The 18,709-nt window shown below is 64.4% G+C and carries 10 protein-coding genes and 7 pseudogenes; 11 read left to right on the forward strand and 6 right to left on the reverse strand.

What is annotated here, in order from left to right; genetic code table 11:
- The first annotated feature begins 1 nt into the window (after position 1).
- Positions 2 to 1,687 (forward strand): bifunctional 3-(3-hydroxy-phenyl)propionate/3-hydroxycinnamic acid hydroxylase, encoded by a 1,686-nt coding sequence (locus MYXE_RS04765; RefSeq protein WP_085197029.1) that lies wholly within the window; start codon positions 2 to 4, stop codon positions 1,685 to 1,687.
- Positions 1,635 to 2,075 (forward strand): annotated as a pseudogene (locus MYXE_RS04770) (DODA-type extradiol aromatic ring-opening family dioxygenase); the annotation flags it as partial. The gene MYXE_RS04765 and the pseudogene MYXE_RS04770, both read left to right, overlap by 53 nt.
- 171 nt (positions 2,076 to 2,246) lie before the next feature.
- On the opposite strand, the pseudogene MYXE_RS04775 reads toward MYXE_RS04770, so the two are convergent.
- Positions 2,247 to 3,648: pseudogene (locus MYXE_RS04775) on the reverse strand (IS1380 family transposase).
- Between the two features lie 28 nt (positions 3,649 to 3,676).
- Here MYXE_RS04775 and MYXE_RS04780 point away from each other — a divergent pair.
- The 9 genes and pseudogenes from MYXE_RS04780 (at position 3,677) to MYXE_RS04820 (ending at position 13,964) form a co-directional block, all read left to right on the forward strand.
- Positions 3,677 to 4,249 (forward strand): DODA-type extradiol aromatic ring-opening family dioxygenase, encoded by a 573-nt coding sequence (locus MYXE_RS04780; RefSeq protein WP_112649981.1) that lies wholly within the window; start codon positions 3,677 to 3,679, stop codon positions 4,247 to 4,249.
- The gene (locus MYXE_RS04785) at positions 4,246 to 5,985 is read left to right on the forward strand and encodes an FAD-binding protein (RefSeq protein WP_085197606.1); all 1,740 of its coding nucleotides are present in this window, start codon (positions 4,246 to 4,248) and stop codon (positions 5,983 to 5,985) included. Before MYXE_RS04780 ends, MYXE_RS04785 begins: the two co-directional genes overlap by 4 nt.
- 3 nt (positions 5,986 to 5,988) lie before the next feature.
- Entirely contained in the window at positions 5,989 to 7,326 is a 1,338-nt protein-coding gene (locus tag MYXE_RS04790; RefSeq protein WP_085197604.1) for an LLM class flavin-dependent oxidoreductase, read from the forward strand.
- A 3-nt stretch (positions 7,327 to 7,329) separates the two neighbouring features.
- Entirely contained in the window at positions 7,330 to 8,160 is an 831-nt protein-coding gene (locus MYXE_RS04795) for a coniferyl-alcohol dehydrogenase (protein WP_085197602.1), read from the forward strand.
- Positions 8,148 to 9,137: a cyclase family protein gene (locus MYXE_RS04800; protein ID WP_085197600.1), complete on the forward strand. Its 990-nt coding sequence runs from the start codon at positions 8,148 to 8,150 to the stop codon at positions 9,135 to 9,137. Before MYXE_RS04795 ends, MYXE_RS04800 begins: the two co-directional genes overlap by 13 nt.
- Positions 9,138 to 9,144: 7 nt before the next feature.
- Positions 9,145 to 9,729: an NADPH-dependent FMN reductase gene (locus MYXE_RS04805; protein WP_003922564.1), complete on the forward strand. Its 585-nt coding sequence runs from the start codon at positions 9,145 to 9,147 to the stop codon at positions 9,727 to 9,729.
- A 10-nt stretch (positions 9,730 to 9,739) separates the two neighbouring features.
- Positions 9,740 to 10,564, forward strand: a complete 825-nt coding sequence (locus tag MYXE_RS04810) for an alpha/beta fold hydrolase (RefSeq protein ID WP_085197598.1) — start codon at positions 9,740 to 9,742, stop codon at positions 10,562 to 10,564.
- A gap of 98 nt (positions 10,565 to 10,662) precedes the next feature.
- The gene (pstS, locus tag MYXE_RS04815) at positions 10,663 to 11,805 is read left to right on the forward strand and encodes a phosphate ABC transporter substrate-binding protein PstS (RefSeq protein WP_193364273.1); all 1,143 of its coding nucleotides are present in this window, start codon (positions 10,663 to 10,665) and stop codon (positions 11,803 to 11,805) included.
- 273 nt (positions 11,806 to 12,078) lie between these two features.
- Positions 12,079 to 13,964, forward strand: a pseudogene (locus MYXE_RS04820) (serine/threonine-protein kinase PknD).
- 4 nt (positions 13,965 to 13,968) lie between these two features.
- Here the strand turns inward: MYXE_RS04820 and pstA are convergent.
- The 5 genes and pseudogenes from pstA to MYXE_RS04845 form a co-directional block, all read right to left on the reverse strand.
- Positions 13,969 to 14,874 (reverse strand): annotated as a pseudogene (gene pstA / locus MYXE_RS04825) (phosphate ABC transporter permease PstA); the annotation flags it as partial.
- Entirely contained in the window at positions 14,871 to 15,866 is a 996-nt protein-coding gene (gene pstC / locus MYXE_RS04830; protein ID WP_085194411.1) for a phosphate ABC transporter permease subunit PstC, read from the reverse strand. The pseudogene pstA and the gene pstC, both read right to left, overlap by 4 nt.
- Positions 15,867 to 15,878: 12 nt before the next feature.
- Positions 15,879 to 16,568 (reverse strand): annotated as a pseudogene (gene pstS / locus MYXE_RS04835) (phosphate ABC transporter substrate-binding protein PstS); the annotation flags it as partial.
- A gap of 170 nt (positions 16,569 to 16,738) precedes the next feature.
- Positions 16,739 to 18,141, reverse strand: a pseudogene (locus MYXE_RS04840) (IS1380 family transposase).
- A gap of 119 nt (positions 18,142 to 18,260) precedes the next feature.
- A pseudogene (locus tag MYXE_RS04845) lies at positions 18,261 to 18,689 on the reverse strand (substrate-binding domain-containing protein); the annotation flags it as partial.
- Between the last annotated feature and the right edge of the window lie 20 nt (positions 18,690 to 18,709).

Genomic DNA, 18,709 nt, shown 5'->3' on the forward strand with positions numbered 1-18,709 from the left:
CGTGGCAACGGATGTCGACGTCGTTATCGTCGGGGCCGGACCGGTCGGGCTGACGCTTGCGAACATCCTTGGGCTGCAAGGAGTCCGCACACTAGTGGTCGAGGAGCGCGACACCCTCATCGACTACCCCCGCGGTGTCGGCCTCGACGACGAGGCGCTGCGCACCTTCCAGGCGATCGGCCTGGTCGACCGCATCCTGCCGCATACAGTGCCCAATCAGATTCTGCGATTCTTCGACGCCAAACGCAGGCTGCTCGCCGAGATGGCGCCACCGGACGCCCAATTCGGGTGGCCCAAGCGCAATGGTTTCGTGCAACCGATGGTCGACGCCGAGTTGCTCGCCGGTCTCGAGCGTTTCGACCACGTCGAGGTGATGTGGCGCCACCGGATGCAGCACTGCTCGCAAACCGCCGAGGCCGTGACCGTCGAGCTTTCCACCAACAGGTTCGTGCGCGCCCGTTATGTGGTTGGCTGCGACGGCGGGCGCAGCACCATCCGGCAGTTGATGGGCGTGTCATTCGAGGGCACTACCTCACCGACGCGCTGGCTGGTCGTCGACGTCGCCAATGATCCCTTGGGCCATCCCAACAGCGAGGTCGGCGCCGACCCCGCGCGCCCCTACGTGTCGATCTCAATTGCGCACGGAATTCGGCGCTTTGAGTTCATGATTCACGGCGATGAGTCCGACGAACAGGCCGAGGATCCGGCGTTCGTCAAGCGCATGCTCTCGCAGCGGATACCCTATCCGGACCGCGTCGAGGTGATCAGGCATCGGGTCTACACCCACCACTCGCGGATCGCCGGATCCTTTCGAAGCGGCCGGCTGTTGCTGGCCGGCGATGCCGCGCACCTGATGCCGGTGTGGCAGGGGCAGGGCTACAACAGCGGTATCCGCGACTCCGCCAACCTGGGCTGGAAGCTGGCCGCGGTGGTCAACGGCCAGGCCGACGACGCCCTGCTGGACACCTACGACGTGGAGCGACGCAAGCACGCCCGCGCGATGATCGACCTTTCCACCCTCGTCGGCCGGGTAATCTCTCCGACCAACCGCCGCGTTGCGGGGCTGCGGGACAACATAATTCGGGCTGCCTCAGTGGTACCGAGCTTGAAGCGCTTCGTACTCGAGATGAGGTTCAAACCGATGCCTCGCTACGAGCACGGCGCCGTCTTTCACAGCCAGCCGCGCTCGGCCACCTCACCGGTGGGCACGCTGTTCGTCCAGCCCCGCGTCGACACTCGCGACGCGGAGAACGTTCTGCTTGACGACGTACTCGGGCCATGGTTCGCGGTGCTGTGTTGGAGTAACAATCCCCGCGCGCTGCTCGGCAACGATGCGTTCGAACGCTGGAAACGGTTGGGCGCCAAGTTTGTCGTCGTCCGGCCGATGACCCAGCTGCATTGGACCGGCCACGACGATCCTGACGTCGTCATCGTCGGCGACCGCACCGGTGCGCTCAAGTCATGGTTTGACGCCCACACCGAATCCGTGTTGTTCCTCCGTCCCGACCGGTGTATCGCGGGCGCTTGCATCGCCCAACGCGCACCCGAAGTGAGCGCGTCGCTGTTCAACGTTCTCTATCTGACTCAGGGAGGAGGCTCACGTTCCGATGGAGGCGACTCTGGCTCTGTGCTGCATGTCCCACAGCCCGCTACTGAACCTTCCCGGACCGTCGCAGGATCTCCTTGACGACATCAACTCGGCTCTGGCCGATGCCCGCGAGTTTGTGCGCGAGTACGACCCGGAGCTTGTCGTAATCTTCGCGCCGGACCACTACAACGGCTTCTTCTACAAGCTGATGCCGCCGTTCTGCATCGGCACGGCAGCAGAAGCCGTCGGCGATTACGGCACTCAGGCCGGGCCGCTCAACGTGCCCAGCGACACCGCAACCGCTTGTGCGCAGGCTGTTCTCGACGCCGGCGTCGACGTCGCAATTTCGGCCAGCATGCAGGTCGACCACGGCGCAGTCCAGCCGTTGCAGGCACTATTCGGCGATGCCGCACAGCTCCCCGTCGTCCCGATCTTCATCAACTCGGTGGCCACACCGCTGGGCCCGATAAGACGTGCCCGGGCCTTAGCCTGAATCCGTGGATGGGTGATTTCGTGTTGCCGTCGACGCGGTTGTTTTGGGATGCGGCCGAGTGTGGCGCGGTGGGGCGTGGGTGATCCGCTGGCCTGTACCAGCTTTCCTTTGGGTTCCTTGGGTCGGGCCTGGGATGGCGGGGCGGACAGGGCTTGGAAGGTGGGGTCAGGCGGCGCGGGGTTGCGCGATCGGGTAACCGATGACGTTGTGCCACAGGGCCTTCCATCTGGCTCGCCAATGCCAGTGGGCGGGTAGGTGCAGCATTGGTTTGCGGGCCGGGGCGGCGAAGCGGGCCGGGATGTTGATCAGGTCGCGGCGCAGGGTAGCCCCGCGGGCCACGGCATGGTGGCCACCGGCGAGGGTGCCGACGGCGCGCAGCAGGTTATGGGCGATCACCGCGCAGGCCAGCCAGGCGCAGTTGGCCGCGAACAGCCCCGACGGGATGTGTGCCAGTGGGCCGTCGATTAAATCGGCGAAGGTGGTTTCGATGATGGCGTGGCGTCGGTGGGTGATATCGGCCTGGTCGACCGGCAGCGCGGAGTTGGTGACAAACGGGTGATAGCGCCACACCGGAAACAACGCATCCAGGTGGCGGGCGTCTTTGACCCGGCGCACTACCAGCCGCACGGTCAGTGTTCGGCCGCGGGCCAGGCGCAGGGTGTAGGGGTTTCGGCGACCTGGGCATCGGAGATCAACGCCCCGGTGTCGGGGTCTTCGACCGCGCCCGGGTAGTGCACCGGGGTCCAGGCGGCCTCGTCGATGGCGGCGATCGCGGCGTTGATGCGCTTGTTGCGGCTGATCGACAGGGAGAATTCGGCGCCTCGCTGAATGCAGGTGGTGATCACTTTCTTGGTGCCAAACATTGAGTCGCCGCGCACCAGGATCGGCGCGTCGGGGTTGATCGCTTTCGCGGTGGTGATCGCCTGCTTGAGCTGGTATGCGGCACCGCGCCCGGAGGCGGCTTTGCCGCTCCGTAGCTGCGCCTCGGCGATCACCGGCGCGGCGGTCGCCGTGGAGATGGTGGTGATCTGTGGGGACAGGCCCAGCCGCAGCAGCGCGCGGCTGGCGATCTTGGCATGACCGAAGGAGGCGCCCTGCTTGGCGTGGCCGTAGACCGGGCGCAGCAGCGAGTCGATGTCCAAAAACATCCGCTCGTCGGCGCCAGCCAGCAGCGGGTGCGCGCCGCCAGTGCGATCAGATGCTCGCGGGCCACTGCGGCGAGTTGTTTGGTATGCCCGAAGGTGAACTCGCGCAAAAAGATCCCCAACGTCGATGGGGCATATACCTCGTTGAACACCCGGGGTGTGCCGCCGGCGCGCAGCACATTGGCATCATCGATGCTGTCCGCGCCGCACATCATCCCGGCGACGATCGAGGTCAGCTTGCCAGCCGGGTTGACCGCGCCGGACTTCACCCGAGTCGACGGCAGATCCACGCGCTCGTTGATCAATTCCGAAAGACCGGTCTGCTCAGCCAGTTCCAGCACTGGCACCAACCCGGCCGCCGACAGCAGATTCTGCTCGTCAAACACCGCCGATCCGGTGGTGAACGTATACGATGAGTGCATCGAAAGTGCCTTCCCGGACTATGGACAAATGCGGCCTCAGCACTCGTATTGTCCCAGTTCAGAAGGCATTTTCGCTGTTCACACGCCGATCAAATCACCGGAACCATCCACGGATTTAGGCTTAGGGGCGGCCGTGGGCGGCTACCTCACGACAGTGGCCAACCGGGTGTTGGTCGTCGGATCCGGTGGGCTATCGCATGATCCACCGATGCCCACGTTGGCCACTGCCTCGCCATCCGCCCTGGAGCGCATCGTGCACGGCCGGCCCCTGACGCCCGAACAGCGGCGGGCCCGGCAGGTCGCCGTGATGGAGGCGGCGCACCACTTCGCGCACGGCGAGAGCCAACAGCAACCCCTCAACCCCGCATGGGATCACCGCTTGCTGGAAATCCTCGATCACGGTCACCTCGCCGACCTCGATTCCTGGTCGAACTCGTGGATCACACACGAGGCGGGCAACTCCGCGCACGAAATCCGCACCTGGGTTGCCGCTTTCGCCGCGCTGGCCACTCAGGGTGCATACAAGACGCTGCTGCGCTACTACCGGCCCGCACCCGAGCTGATCGCCGCTTTCGCCGTCCGAACGGCGGTGCCGGCATGACCGGGGTGTTCGACCATCTCGTCGACGTGCTCGTGGTGGGCTCCGGCGGCGGCGGGATGACCGCTGCATTGGCCGCCGACGCATCCGGGCTCGACACCCTGATCGTGGAAAAGTCGTCCCATTTCGGGGGATCGACCGCGCTCTCAGGCGGGGGTATTTGGGTGCCCGGTGCGCCAGCGCAGAAGCGAGAAGGCTATAGCCCCTCTCCGGGTGATGTTTTCGAATACCTGCGCCAGATCACCGGCGGCCTAGTCAGCGACGCCCGCTTACGGCAGTACGTCGAGGCTGCTCCAGTGATGATGGAGTTCCTGGAGCAGACCAGTCCGTGGTTGGAGTTCGTGTGGAAGCCCGGCTACGCCGACTATTACCCTGAGCTGCCCGGAGGCTCGGCGCTCGGCAGCACGATTAACGTGCCGGCCATCGACCTCCGCGCGTTGGGCGACGAAGAGCAGCACCTGCTGGCTCCGCTTACCCTGACGCCGAAGGGAATCTGGCTAGGGCCCAAGGATCTTCGTCTTTTCTATCAGATCCGTCAGAACTGGCGCGGCAAAGCCGTGCTGGTGAAGCTGATTTGGCGGATGGCGAGAGCAAGGCTGTTCGGCGAGCGAATGGCCGCAATCGGGCAGTCGCTGGCGGCGCGGCTGCGGCTGGCGCTGAAGGAGCGCGGAATCCCGATATGGCTGGGCGCTCCGATGACCGAGCTGATCACCGACGGCGACGGTGCGGTGATCGGCGCCGTGATCGAGCGCGACGGGTTGGCGCAGCGGATCGGTGCGCGCCGCGGGGTCATCCTGGCCACCGGGGGCTTCGACCATGACTTGGACTGGCGCAGGCGGTATCTGCCGGTCCTGGAAAAAGACTGGAGTTTTGGTAATCCCCTGGCCACGGGTGACGGTATCCGGGCAGGTGAGAAGGTCGGCGGCTCAACCGAACTACTCGATGAGGCGTGGTGGTTCCCGGCTATCCAGTGGCCCGACGGACGCCTGCAATTCATGCTCAACGAGCGGATGATGCCGTCGCAATTCGTGGTCAACGGCGCGGGCAAGCGATTCGTGAACGAAGCAGCTCCTTACATGGACTTCGCGCACGCCATGATCGAGGGTCAGCGCTTCGGGGTCAGCCACATTCCGTGCTGGCTGATCACCGACATCCGATCGTTTCGCCGCTACGTCATTGCCGGGCATCTGCCGATCCCCAAGGTGCCCTTCGCGCCGGTTCCCACCGGCCGGAAGGTACCCAGGGCATGGCTGCAGTCCGGGGTTGTCCACGAGGGCCGCAGCTGGGAGGAACTCGCCGGCAAGATCGATGTGCCCGCCGAGGCGCTGCGGCGTACCGCCGAGCGGTTCAACGAGTTGGCCCGCCGGGGTCATGACGACGACTTCAACCGCGGGGATTCGGCCTACGACAACTACTATGGCGATCCCACCCTCCCCAACCCCAACCTGTACCCACTGACCAAGCCGCCGTACTACGCGTTTCAGATCATTCTCGGTGACCTCGGCACCTCAGGCGGTCTGCGCACCGACGAATACGCCCGGGTACTGCGCAGCGACGACAGCGTGGTGAAAGGCCTTTACGCAGTGGGAAACACGGCTGCATCAGTGATGGGCCGAAGCTATGCAGGTGCCGGTGCCACGATCGGCCCGGCGATGACTTTCGGTTACGTCGCGGCAAAGCACATCGCCAACGAAATCACGACCGCCGCTATCGAATCGACCTCACAACGGAGGTGTTAGGTTATGAAAATCTCGCTCTTCTACGAATTTCCACTGCCGCGCCCGTGGGCACCCGACGATGAGCACAAGCTGTTCCAGGACGGCCTGGAGGAGGTCGAACTGGCCGACAAGGCCGGGTTTTCCACAGTGTGGCTCACCGAGCACCACTTCCTGGAGGAGTACTGCCATTCCACCGCGCCGGAGATTTTTCTCGCCGCAGCGAGCCAACGGACCAACAACATTCGGCTCGGGTTCGGGATCATGCACCTGCCACCGCCCGTCAACCATCCCGCGAGGGTCGCTGAACGCATCGCCACCCTCGACCTGCTGTCCAATGGCCGGGTGGAATTCGGCACCGGTGAGTCGTCGTCGGTCGGTGAATTGGGTGGGTTCGGGATCGACCCCGCCGACAAGCGGGCCATGTGGGAAGAGGCGCTGGAGGTCGCAATACGCTGCATGATCGAGGAGCCGTTCACCGGGTTCAAGGGCCGCCACGTCGAGATGCCGCCCCGCAACGTTGTGCCCAAGCCGCTGCAAAAGCCCCACCCGCCTGTGTGGGTCGCCTGCACACGACCCGCCTCTGTGCAGATGGCCGCGCAGAAATGCATCGGCGCACTAAGTTTCGCCTACACCGGCCCGGGGCCGCTGACCGAACGCGTCAACGGCTACTACAAGGAGTTGGAGGAGCATGGCGCTCCGGTGACGCCGCAGGTCAACCCGAACATCCTGGCCATCGGCGGCGACCTGTCGATGATGGTCGCCCCCACCGATGAGCAGGCCGTCGAACGCCTCGGCAAAGGGGGCGGATTCTTCGCATTCGGAATAATGCACTACTACATGACCGGTACGCACACACCCGGTCGGACCGGCGTCTGGAAGAGATATCTCGAAGAAGTCGACAAGGATCCGACGCTCGCCTACGGACCCGGGCGAGGCCCGATCGGCAGCCCGGCCACGGTGCGGGAGTTCCTGCGCGGCTACGAGGAAAGCGGCGTCGACGAACTCATCCTGTTGCTCACCCCGCGAACCCACGAGGCGACGATGGAATCGATCGAGCTGATGGGCAAGCAGGTGCTTCCTGAGTTCATCGACCGCGACGAGAAGGCGAGGACCGACAAAGCCAAGCGGCTGGAACCGATCATCGAAAAGTTGGAGGCGCGCCGACCCGAATCGCATGCCCCGGAATTCGACGAGAGCTACGCATTCGGCGGCCTGCCCACCGGTCGAGACCACTACACGGCAAACGAGGTCTCCTTGGCGATGGACGAGATGAACGCCGGCATCGAGCAAGCCGCCAAGAGACTCAAGCAGGAAGGGTGGGCCAGCAGAAACCCGGCCGCCGACCAGCAGCGAACGACGTGAACCATGGGACAGATCGACGAACTTTGGCGCTACGACGGCCGGAGGGCGGTGGTGACCGGGTGCTCGTCGGGAATCGGCGCGCAGGTCGCGCATCAGCTCGCCGAGCTCGGCGCCGACGTAGTCGGATTGGACCTGCGTCCACCGCCATTCGACATCAGTGAATTCTTCAAGCTTGACCTGGCCGATCCCGCGTCGATCGACTGCGCCGTCGCTTCGATCGGCGATCGGGTCGATTCGCTGTTCAACGTCGCCGGTGTCTCCTCGGGAATCGGCGACCCGCTGCGGGTCGTCACCATCAACTTCCTCGGCCTGCGCCAGCTCACCGAGGCGGTCATCCCTACGATGCCCGCTGGATCGAGCATCGTGAGCGTGTCCTCGCTAGCGGCCGCCTCGTACCGGGAGCATCAAGACCAGGTGGCTGGTCTGCTGCGTACCCAGACGATGGCCGAGGGGATAGATTGGTGTCGCGCTCAGCGAAATGTACTGGCCGACGGGGGCTACCGGTTGTCGAAAGAGGCGATCATCCTCTACACGATGAAGAACACTGTGCCTTTGGGCGCAAGAGGCGTTCGCATCAACTGCACCGGCCCGGGCGTCACCGAAACCCCGATACTCGACCAGCTGCGTAATGCCTACGGTCAGCCGTATCTCGACAACATCGCCAAACCGCTGGGCCGCAATGCCGAACCCGCTGAACAGGCCGCGGTGCTGGTGTTCCTCAACAGTCGTGCCGCCAGTTACATCACTGGCCAAGTTGTATGGGTCGACGGCGGCAATATCGGTGCTGCCATCGGCCGCGACCTCGAGAGAAGAGGGGTCCCGTGGCCAGCTTGACCGAATTCCGCAAAGTCGCCCGCCAAGTGTGCAATTGGGGACGCTGGGGTGACGCCGACGAACTCGGCACACTGAACTTCATCACCGCCGAGAAAGTCGCCGAGGCGGCATCCTTGGTCAAGCACGGCAAGGTCTTTCCGCTCGGCGTCGACTTCGGCTCGGGTGGCCCGCAGGGCGCGTTTCAGTTTCGTCATAATCCGATGCACGTGATGACCGTCGACGGCGGGGACGCCAGTACACTGGCCCGCTATGGTCCCCGGTGGGCCCGCAACACTGTCGCACAGCAACTGAGCGGATATTTCGAGGACAATCCGTTCCGATTCAACGACGACATGATCATCATGCCGCTGCAGGCGGCCACCCAATGGGATGCGCTGTCTCACGTCTACTACGACGATCAGCTCTACAACGGGTTTCCGGCGAGCTCAGTGACCAGCTTCGGTGCATATCACTGCGGTATTGACAAAGTCGATGGAAAAGGCATCACCTCTCGAGGAGTGCTGTTGGACCTTGTCCGGCATCGGGGCGTGGAAACCTTTCTGGAGCTAGGCAATCCGATCACCCCCGAAGAATTGGACCAGGTCGCTCGGTCCCAGAAAGTGAAAGTTGGGCGTGGTGACATCGTGTTGGTCCGAACCGGCTGGTGGGCAAGGTTTCTAAGCACTGGTGACGGCAGTGAACTCGGGTCGGGATTGGACTGGCGTTGCGCGGCTTGGCTTTACGATCACGACATCGCAGCTGTCGCCGCTGACAACCTGATGGTCGAAGACCCGCTCTCTGGGGTCGAGGGAACTTTTCTGCCGATGCACATGCTGTGCCTGCGGGATATGGGGTTGATGCTCGGCGAATACTGGGACCTCACCGCGCTGGCCGAAGACTGTGCTGCCGACGGTGTCTACGACTTCCAACTCGTCGCCCCGCCGCTGAGAGTAATTGGTGCCGTGGGCTCTCCGGTCAATCCCATCGCAATAAAGTAGGTATGCCATGACGCAAAGCATTGGGCCGTTGGTTGTCGGGGTCGGAGGCACCCTGCGCTCCAACTCATCGACGGAACGAGCGCTGCGGCACTGCCTGGCATCGGTGGAAAGACAAGGTGGTCGTGTCAGATTGTATTGCGGCGCCGACATCGAACTGCCGATGTACAACCCGCACGACCCGGCCCGCACCCCGAAAGCGGTCGAGCTTATCAGCGCGCTGCGGGAGGCCGACGCCGTCATCGTCGGCTCGCCGGGCTACCACGGCGGCGTGTCCGGGCTGGTGAAGAATGCGCTGGACTACATCGAGGACATGCGCGACGATTCCCGGGTCTACCTCGACAACAAGCCCTGGGGGTGCATCAGCTGCGCCTACGGGTGGCAGGCGGCGGTGGGCACGCTCGATCAGCTGCGAGCCATCGGGCACGCGCTGCGCGCCTGGCCCACTCCGCTGGGCGTTGCAATCAACTCTGCCGACCAGATCTGGGACGAAACGGGCGAACTCGTCGATGCCGGGGTGCGCAGCCAGCTCGAACTGCTGGCGTCACAGGTGCTGACCTTCGCGCGCTCCGCCGGAATCTCGCGCCCCAACTGAGGAGCGGTGTGTGCAGTTTGAGCGCAAAACCATGCTGGTCGACGGGCTCGTCACCAGTTATCTGGAAGCCGGGCGCGGCGACCCAGTGGTGTTGCTGCATGGCGGCGAATTCGGCGCCAGTGCCGAAATCGGTTGGGAACGCAATATTGCCGCGCTCGCCGAGCAGCATCGTGTAGTAGCCCCGGACCTGCTGGGCTTTGGCGAATCGGCGAAAGTCATCGACTTCAACGACGGGCGCGGCATGCGGATTCGGCATGTGGCCCGGTTCTGCGCCGAGCTGGGCATCGACGCCGCCCATTTCGTCGGCAATTCGATGGGTGCCATCATGCTGCTCACCGACGCGACGGCGGATTTGCCGCTGTTGCCGATGCGCAGCATGGTGGTGATCTGCGGGGGTGGCGAGATCCAGCGCAATCGCTACATGCGGGCGCTCTACGACTATGACGCGACGCTGCCCGGCATGCGCCGCATCGTCGAGGCGCTGTTTTACGACGCCGGCTACTCGGCCGACGACGAGTACGTGCAGCGCCGCTACGAGTCGAGCACTGCGCCGGGGGCATGGGAGGCGGTGGCCGCGGCTCGGTTCCGCCGCCCGGGCGCACCGCCGCCGCCGACTCCGTCGAGCGCACGGCGTTATGAGCGCATCGATGTGCCCGCACTGGTCGTGGAGGGAGGCGGCGACAAACTTCTGCCCGCAGGTTGGGCCGCCGAAATCGCCAAGCAGATCGACGGCGCAAGTTGGCAAGTGGTCGAGCGAGCTGGGCACTGCCCGCAAATCGAAAAAGCCGACGTCGTCAATGAAGTCCTGCTCGAGTTCTTCGATCAGTTACGGTGAACTCTGCGGTTGGCGATTTCACATAACCCCGCACGACGTCGGCCGTTCATGCTCCGTTCATCTTCAAATCGCCGTATATTCGCGGTGTGTTCAACTGTATTCCCGCCCGGGGCCGGCGCCTCAGCGCGTCGAAGCGCAACCGATTCAGCGCCGCGTTGAGCGTGGTGGCGGTCAGCGCACTGGTGTTGGCGGGATGCGGCGGCAAAACGAACGGCTCATCGTCGCAGGCCGACGGCGGGTCGACGACGGTGAACTGCGGCGGTAAGAAGAAGCTGCACGCCAGCGGCTCCACCGCGCAGGTGCATGCTATCGAGCAATTTGTCTACGCCTATATCCGGGCGTGCCCCGGCTACACGCTGGACTACGCGGCAAACGGCTCCGGCAAAGGGGTGGAGGAGTTCGTCAGCAACGAAACCGACCTGGCCGGCTCTGACAAGCCGCTCGACCCGTCCAAGGGTCAGCCAGACCGGGCAGCGGCGCGATGCGGTTCGCCGGCATGGGATCTGCCCGCGGTTTTCGGCCCGATCGCGATCACCTACAACATCAAAGACGTCAGCACGCTGAACCTGGACGCCCCCACCATCGCGAAGATCTTCAACGGCGCCATCACGCTGTGGAACGACCCGGCGGTCAAGGCGCTCAACGGCGACACCAATCTGCCCGCAACACCGATCCACGTCATATTCCGCAGCGACAAGTCCGGCACGACGGCCAACTTCCAGGACTATCTCGATGCCGCATCCGACGGCGCATGGGGCAAGGGCACCGGCGAAGTGTTCAACGGCGGGGTCGGTGACGGCTACAACGGAAATGACGGCACCTCAGCGGCCGTCAAGAGCACAGACGGGGCGATCACCTACAACGAGTGGTCCTATGCGGTGGGGCGTCAGCTGAGCATGGCTCAGATCATTACGTCGGCCGGTCCTGATCCGGTAGCGATCACCACCGATTCGGTCGGCAAGACGATTGCCGGGGCCAGGTTCAAGGGACAGGGCAACGACCTGGTGCTCGACACGGTGTCGTTTTACAAACCGACGCAGCCGGGCGCCTACCCGCTGGTGCTGGCGACCTACGAGATCGTGTGCTCGAAGTACCCGGATTCGGCAACCGGCGCGGCGGTAAAAGCGTTTATGCAAGCCACAATCGGTCCAGGCCAAGAGGGCTTAGACCAATATGGGTACATTCCGCTGCCGAAGTCTTTTGAGTCGAAATTGGAGACGGCGGTGAATGCTATCTCGTGATTAACGTCTGCGCGTCCCAGCAACCGGAGATCGAATTTTATGAAATGGCTCAGAATTCGCTATGAATAGGACCATCTTGCGGGTTTCTGGCCACGCAATTGTCGTGTTGACGCATAGCACCGGTTCGCCGGCGGGTTCGCCGGCGCTGGGGTGGCCGCGAGAAACCGCGGGCTGCTGCGGCGCCTCGGCGGAGCTGGCCGGGGGAAGGGAGCATCGACGGTGAGCAACCCCCAGCTTTCGCGGGTCGGATCGCGGTTTGGACCGTATCAGCTGATGCGGCTGCTCGGCCGCGGCGGGATGGGCGAAGTCTATGAGGCAGAAGACACGCGCAAACACCGGGTGGTGGCGTTGAAGCTGATCTCCGGCCAGTTTTCCGGGAACCCGGTGTTTCGTGCGCGCCTGCAACGCGAGGCCGACGCGGCAGGGCGGCTGACCGAGCCGCATGTGGTGCCGATCCATGACTACGGCGAGATCGACGGGCAGTTCTATGTGGAGATGCGCCTGATCGACGGCATCTCGTTGCGCAACGTCTTGTTGCGCCAGGGTCCGATGCCCCCGGCACGCGCGGTTGCGATCCTGAGCCAAGTCGCCAGTGCGCTGGACGCCGCGCACGCCGCGGGCGTCACGCACCGGGACGTGAAACCGGAAAACATCTTGATCACCGGCAACGACTTCGCCTACCTGGTGGACTTCGGGATCGCCCGCGCCGCCACCGACCCCGGCCTGACCCAGACCGGGACCGCGGTCGGGACCTACAACTACATGGCTCCCGAACGGTTCAGCGGCGACCAAGTAACCCACAGCGCCGACATCTATTCGCTGGCGTGCGTGCTGGCCGAGTGTTTGACGGGCTCGCCCCCCTATCCGACGGACAGCATGGAGCGGTTGATCGCCTCGCACCTGATGCAGCCGCCGCCGCGGCCCAGCGAGTTGCGGCCTGGAAAGATCCCGCCGGCCTTGGACCAGGTGATCGCCAAAGGCATGGCGAAAAACCCGAACGAGCGTTACCGGAGCGCCGGTGAGCTGGCCCGGGCCGCCCATGATGCGCTGACCACATCCGAGCAGCACCAGGCCGCGACGATTCTGCAGCAAAGCGAGGAAGAAACCCGGCCGGCCCGCGCTGTGGCCGCGGCCCCTCAGACCACGCCCGCCCCCGCCGCCCCCGCACCGGCGCGACGATGGCCCGGCCCGTGCCGTCGGGCACCGCCCCCGGCATCCCGACGGGGGGATGGTCACCCACGCCGGCGCCCACCAACTTGCCGGGGTGGCTGCACCCCCAAGATAGCCGCCAGGGCAGGCGCGGCATCCTGATCGGCGCGACTGCGCTGGTGGTCGTCGCCGTCATCGCCGCCGTCGCCTACCTGGTCCTTGCGCCGCCGCGCGGCAATCAGTCGGCGGCGGGACAGACCGTGCTTCCGTTCAACGGCTTGAACTTTCGGCTCTCCCCGGGTGGGGTGGCGCTGGACAGCGCCGGCAGCGTGTACGTCACCAACCAGGGCATGTACGGCCGGGTAGTGAAGTTGCCGGCGGGCTCGAGCACACCGGCGGTATTGCCGTTCTCAGGTCTGTACGAACCGCAGGGCGTCGCGATCGACAGCACCGGCACGGTGTATGTGTCCGATTTCAACAACAGGGTGGTCAAGCTGCCGGCCGGATCGAACAACCAGACCGACCTGCCGATCGCCGGCCTCAACTACCCGGAGGGCGTGGCCGTGGATACCGCCGGCAACGTGTACGTCGCCGACCGGGGCAACAACCGGGTGGTCAAGCTGGACGCCGGGTCCAACACCCAGAGCGATCTGCCGTTCACCGACCTCAACCACCCCGACGGCGTGGCGGTGGATACCGCCGGCAACGTCTACGTCACCGACACCGACAACAACCGGGTGCTGAAGCTCGAAGGCGGGTCCAACCAGGTTGTGCTTCCCTTCACCGGCGTCAGCGTGCCCTGGGGCGTAGGGGTAGACAAGGCCGGAAACGTGTATGCCACCGAGCACGACGACAGCAAGGTGGTGAAGTTGGCGGCCGGGACCAACACCACGACTGTGCTGCCGTTCACCGGCCTCAACACCCCACTGGGCGTCGTGGTGGACGACGGCGGCAACGTGTACGTCGCCGACCGGGGCAACAACAGGGTGGTGAAGTTACCGCCGACCTGACGGCGAGCTCACCGCGGCGGCTGGCAAATACCCGGATCGCCCCGGCGACCAGGTTGACGACGGCGACTACGACGATGAGGGTCAGGGCGGCGCCCCAGACCCGCAGATGGCCGGCGTTTTCGGGGTTGTCGAGTTCGGTGTAGATCAACAGGGGCAACGAGGCCATGTTGCCGTTGAAGATGTCGTAGTTGATCGAGCGGCTGTACCCGACGAGCACCAGCACCGGGGCGGTTTCGCCGATGATGCGCGCGATCGACAAAAAGACTCCGGAGATGATGCCCGGCAGCGCGGTGGGGATGACGATACGCACGATCGTCTTCCATTTCGGAATCCCCAAGGCGTAACCGGCTTCTCGCAGCTCGTCGGGCACCAGCTTGAGCATCTCCTCGGTGGCGCGCACCACGATCGGCAACATCAGCAGCACCAATGCCAGCGACACCGCGAAGGCGCTCTGCTCGAATCCCAGGGTGGCGATCCACAAACTGAAGATGAACAACGCCGCCACGATCGAAGGCACCCCGGCGAGCACGTCGACCATGAACGTGGTCAACCGCGTCAGGCGATCGGGACCATATTCGGCCAGGTAAACCCCGACCATCAAGCCCAGCGGCACGGCGAGAATCGCGGCCACCGCGGCTTGCACTACCGTCCCGTAGATCGCGTGGTACACCCCGCCGGCGAACTGCTCGGGCAACACACCTCGCAACGAGTGGGTCCACCAGCCGGCCCGGGTGACCGCATACCAGCCTCGCTTGACGACCACCCAGAGCAACCACACCAGCGGCACCATCGCGATGAGGAACGAGGTGACGAATAGCGTTGTTGCGAAGGCATTTTTCAGTCGTCGCCCGATGCTGATGCCGCGAAACACCGGCGCTTTGACCGGCTGGTCAAGCGCAACTGAACTCATGCGTTGACCTTTCCGCCCGCGATCACGCGGGCACCGGCGTTGACGATAAAGGTAAGCACGAACAGTGCAAATCCGGCTGAGATGTAGGCGCCCGTCGGCAACGGTTGACTGAATTCGGTGGCGGCAGAAGCGATCTTGGAGGCGAAAGTATACCCGCCATCGAACAGCGACCAACTTCCGCCGTGCACGGTCGAACGCAGGATGATCAGCACCGCCACGGTTTCGCCAAGGGCCCGGCCCAGACCCAGCATTGACGCTGCGACGACACCGCTGCGCCCGTACGGCAGCACGGTCATTCGCACCACTTCCCACTTCGTGGCGCCAAGCGCCTGCGCTGCCTCGATTTGGGTAATCGGGGTCTGCTGGAACACTTCCCGTGATACCGAAGTGATGATCGGCAAGATCATCACCGCAAGGACGATGCCGGCCGTGAAGATGCTCCCGCCACCGGCCAGCGACACGTTGCCCTTTTTGAACAGGAACAACCACCCAAGTTCGCGATTAAGGAATGTCGCGACAGGCTGGAGTTGCGGCGCCAGCACGAAGATCCCCCACAACCCGAAGATGATCGACGGCACCGCGGCCAGCAAATCAACCATTGCCCCAAGTGGACGCGAGAACCTCACCGGCACGTACTGGGCGAGGAACACCGCGATCCCGATCGCCACCGGCATCGCCAGGGCCAACGCGAACACCGAACTCAACACCGTGACCATGAACAGGTCCCGGATGCCGAACGCCAGGTTGTCGGGATCGGTGGTATCGAATTTGGCACTAGTGAAGAAGTTGGCGTGGTTGGCGCGCAGTGACGGCACCGCGCGCAGCAATAGGAAGGTCGCGATCAACGCGATCGCGGCAACGATCGTCAAACCGGCCGCAACCGCCAACGACTTGAACAGCCGGTCTCCCCGCCGTGCTGCGCGCACATCAATCGCCGTCAGCGCCGTCGACCCCCCGGGGGTGGGCCGCCGGGCTAGCGATTCTTTGGCCATGACGGCCTCAGATTACGAGATGGCGTTGATCGCGGTCGACAACCGTGGCTTGAACCCATCCGGAATTGGGATATACCCGTTGTCCGCGAGGCCCGTCTGACCGGGGCCGATGGTAGCTTGCAGAAACGCCTTGACCGCGGTGCCGACGTCGGACTCCGGGTATTTGGAGCAAACGATCTCGTACGTCGCCAGCACGATCGGATAGGCACCGGCCTGGGTCGGCTTGTAGAACGACATCGTGTCAAGCACCAAGTCGTTGCCCTGCCCCTTGATCGTTGCCCCGGAGATTGTCTTGCCGACCGAGTCCGTGCTGATCGCGACCGGCTCCGGGCTCGCCGAGGTGACGATCTTGGCCATGTTCAACTTTTGCGCTTGGGCGAACGACCACTCGTTGTAGGTAATTGCGCCCTCGGTTCTCTTCACCGCCGCGGATGTGCCGTCATTGCCCTTGGCACCCTCCCCGACACCGCCGTTGAACGTCTTTCCCGAGCCTTTGCCCCAGGCACCATTGGATGCGGCATCGAGGTATTCCTGGAAGTTGGCGGTGGTGCCGGACTGGTCGCTGCGGAACACGACATGGATCGGCTCAGCCGGCAAGGTGGCGTTGGCGTTGAGCGCCTTGATCGCGGGATCATCCCAGGTGGTGATGGCGCCGTTGAAAATCTTGGCGGCCGTCGGCCCGTCGAGAGCCAGTGTGCTTAGCCTGAATCCGTGGATGGGTGATTTCGTGTTGCCGTCGACGCGGTTGTTTTGGGATGCGGCCGAGTGTGGCGCGGTGGGGCGTGGGTGATCCGCTGGCCTGTACCAGCTTTCCTTTGGGTTCCTTGGGTCGGGCCTGGGATGGCGGGGCGGACAGGGCTTGGAAGGTGGGGTCAGGCGGCGCGGGGTTGCGCGATCGGGTAACCGATGACGTTGTGCCACAGGGCCTTCCATCTGGCTCGCCAATGCCAGTGGGCGGGTAGGTGCAGCATTGGTTTGCGGGCCGGGGCGGCGAAGCGGGCCGGGATGTTGATCAGGTCGCGGCGCAGGGTAGCCCCGCGGGCCACGGCATGGTGGCCACCGGCGAGGGTGCCGACGGCGCGCAGCAGGTTATGGGCGATCACCGCGCAGGCCAGCCAGGCGCAGTTGGCCGCGAACAGCCCCGACGGGATGTGTGCCAGTGGGCCGTCGATTAAATCGGCGAAGGTGGTTTCGATGATGGCGTGGCGTCGGTGGGTGATATCGGCCTGGTCGACCGGCAGCGCGGAGTTGGTGACAAACGGGTGATAGCGCCACACCGGAAACAACGCATCCAGGTGGCGGGCGTCTTTGACCCGGCGCACTACCAGCCGCACGGTCAGTGTTCGGCCGCGGGCCAGGCGCAGGGTGTAGGGGTTTCGGCGACCTGGGCATCGGAGATCAACGCCCCGGTGTCGGGGTCTTCGACCGCGCCCGGGTAGTGCACCGGGGTCCAGGCGGCCTCGTCGATGGCGGCGATCGCGGCGTTGATGCGCTTGTTGCGGCTGATCGACAGGGAGAATTCGGCGCCTCGCTGAATGCAGGTGGTGATCACTTTCTTGGTGCCAAACATTGAGTCGCCGCGCACCAGGATCGGCGCGTCGGGGTTGATCGCTTTCGCGGTGGTGATCGCCTGCTTGAGCTGGTATGCGGCACCGCGCCCGGAGGCGGCTTTGCCGCTCCGTAGCTGCGCCTCGGCGATCACCGGCGCGGCGGTCGCCGTGGAGATGGTGGTGATCTGTGGGGACAGGCCCAGCCGCAGCAGCGCGCGGCTGGCGATCTTGGCATGACCGAAGGAGGCGCCCTGCTTGGCGTGGCCGTAGACCGGGCGCAGCAGCGAGTCGATGTCCAAAAACATCCGCTCGTCGGCGCCAGCCAGCAGCGGGGTGCGCGCCGCCAGTGCGATCAGATGCTCGCGGGCCACTGCGGCGAGTTGTTTGGTATGCCCGAAGGTGAACTCGCGCAAAAAGATCCCCAACGTCGATGGGGCATATACCTCGTTGAACACCCGGGGTGTGCCGCCGGCGCGCAGCACATTGGCATCATCGATGCTGTCCGCGCCGCACATCATCCCGGCGACGATCGAGGTCAGCTTGCCAGCCGGGTTGACCGCGCCGGACTTCACCCGAGTCGACGGCAGATCCACGCGCTCGTTGATCAATTCCGAAAGACCGGTCTGCTCAGCCAGTTCCAGCACTGGCACCAACCCGGCCGCCGACAGCAGATTCTGCTCGTCAAACACCGCCGATCCGGTGGTGAACGTATACGATGAGTGCATCGAAAGTGCCTTCCCGGACTATGGACAAATGCGGCCTCAGCACTCGTATTGTCCCAGTTCAGAAGGCATTTTCGCTGTTCACACGCCGATCAAATCACCGGAACCATCCACGGATTTAGGCTTAGGCCTTTGACGTTGTAGGTGACCGCGATCGGGCCGAACACTACCGGCAAGTCCCACGCCGGCGAACCGCAGCGCTGTTGGGCTTTGCCGTGTTCCTCCGAACTCAGCGGTACATCGGAACCGCCGAAATCGGTTTGCTTGCCGATAAATTCGGTAATCCCCGCACCCGATCCGTTGGCCGTGTAGTTCAGCGTTTGACCTGGGCACGCCTGTTCGAACGCGTTGACGAAGCGCGCCATCGCGTTGGCCTGGGCGGTCGAGCCGCTGGCCTTGAGCGTCTTCGACCCGCCACAACTCACCTTCGCCGCCGACCCGCCAGACGTCGGCTGTCCCTGCTTCACGTTGTTCTCGGTGCCACATGCGGACAACACCAGCGCGCTGGTGGCCACGACACCCAGCGCGGCGCCAAAACGGTTGAGTTTCAAATCGGCTCCTTCGAATCGTT

The organism is Mycobacterium xenopi (assembly GCF_009936235.1).
GTDB lineage: Bacteria > Actinomycetota > Actinomycetes > Mycobacteriales > Mycobacteriaceae > Mycobacterium > Mycobacterium xenopi.

Excerpts from the sequence above, each read along its gene's own strand:
- MYXE_RS04780 (WP_112649981.1), top strand. The coding sequence starts at position 3,677 with ATGCGGCCTCAGCACTCGTATTGTCCCAGTTCAGAAGGCATTTTCGCT.
- MYXE_RS04785 (WP_085197606.1), top strand. The coding sequence starts at position 4,246 with ATGACCGGGGTGTTCGACCATCTCGTCGACGTGCTCGTGGTGGGCTCC.
- MYXE_RS04790 (WP_085197604.1), top strand. The coding sequence starts at position 5,989 with ATGAAAATCTCGCTCTTCTACGAATTTCCACTGCCGCGCCCGTGGGCA.
- MYXE_RS04795 (WP_085197602.1), top strand. The coding sequence starts at position 7,330 with ATGGGACAGATCGACGAACTTTGGCGCTACGACGGCCGGAGGGCGGTG.
- MYXE_RS04805 (WP_003922564.1), top strand. The coding sequence starts at position 9,145 with ATGACGCAAAGCATTGGGCCGTTGGTTGTCGGGGTCGGAGGCACCCTG.
- pstC (WP_085194411.1), bottom strand. The coding sequence starts at position 15,866 with ATGGCCAAAGAATCGCTAGCCCGGCGGCCCACCCCCGGGGGGTCGACG.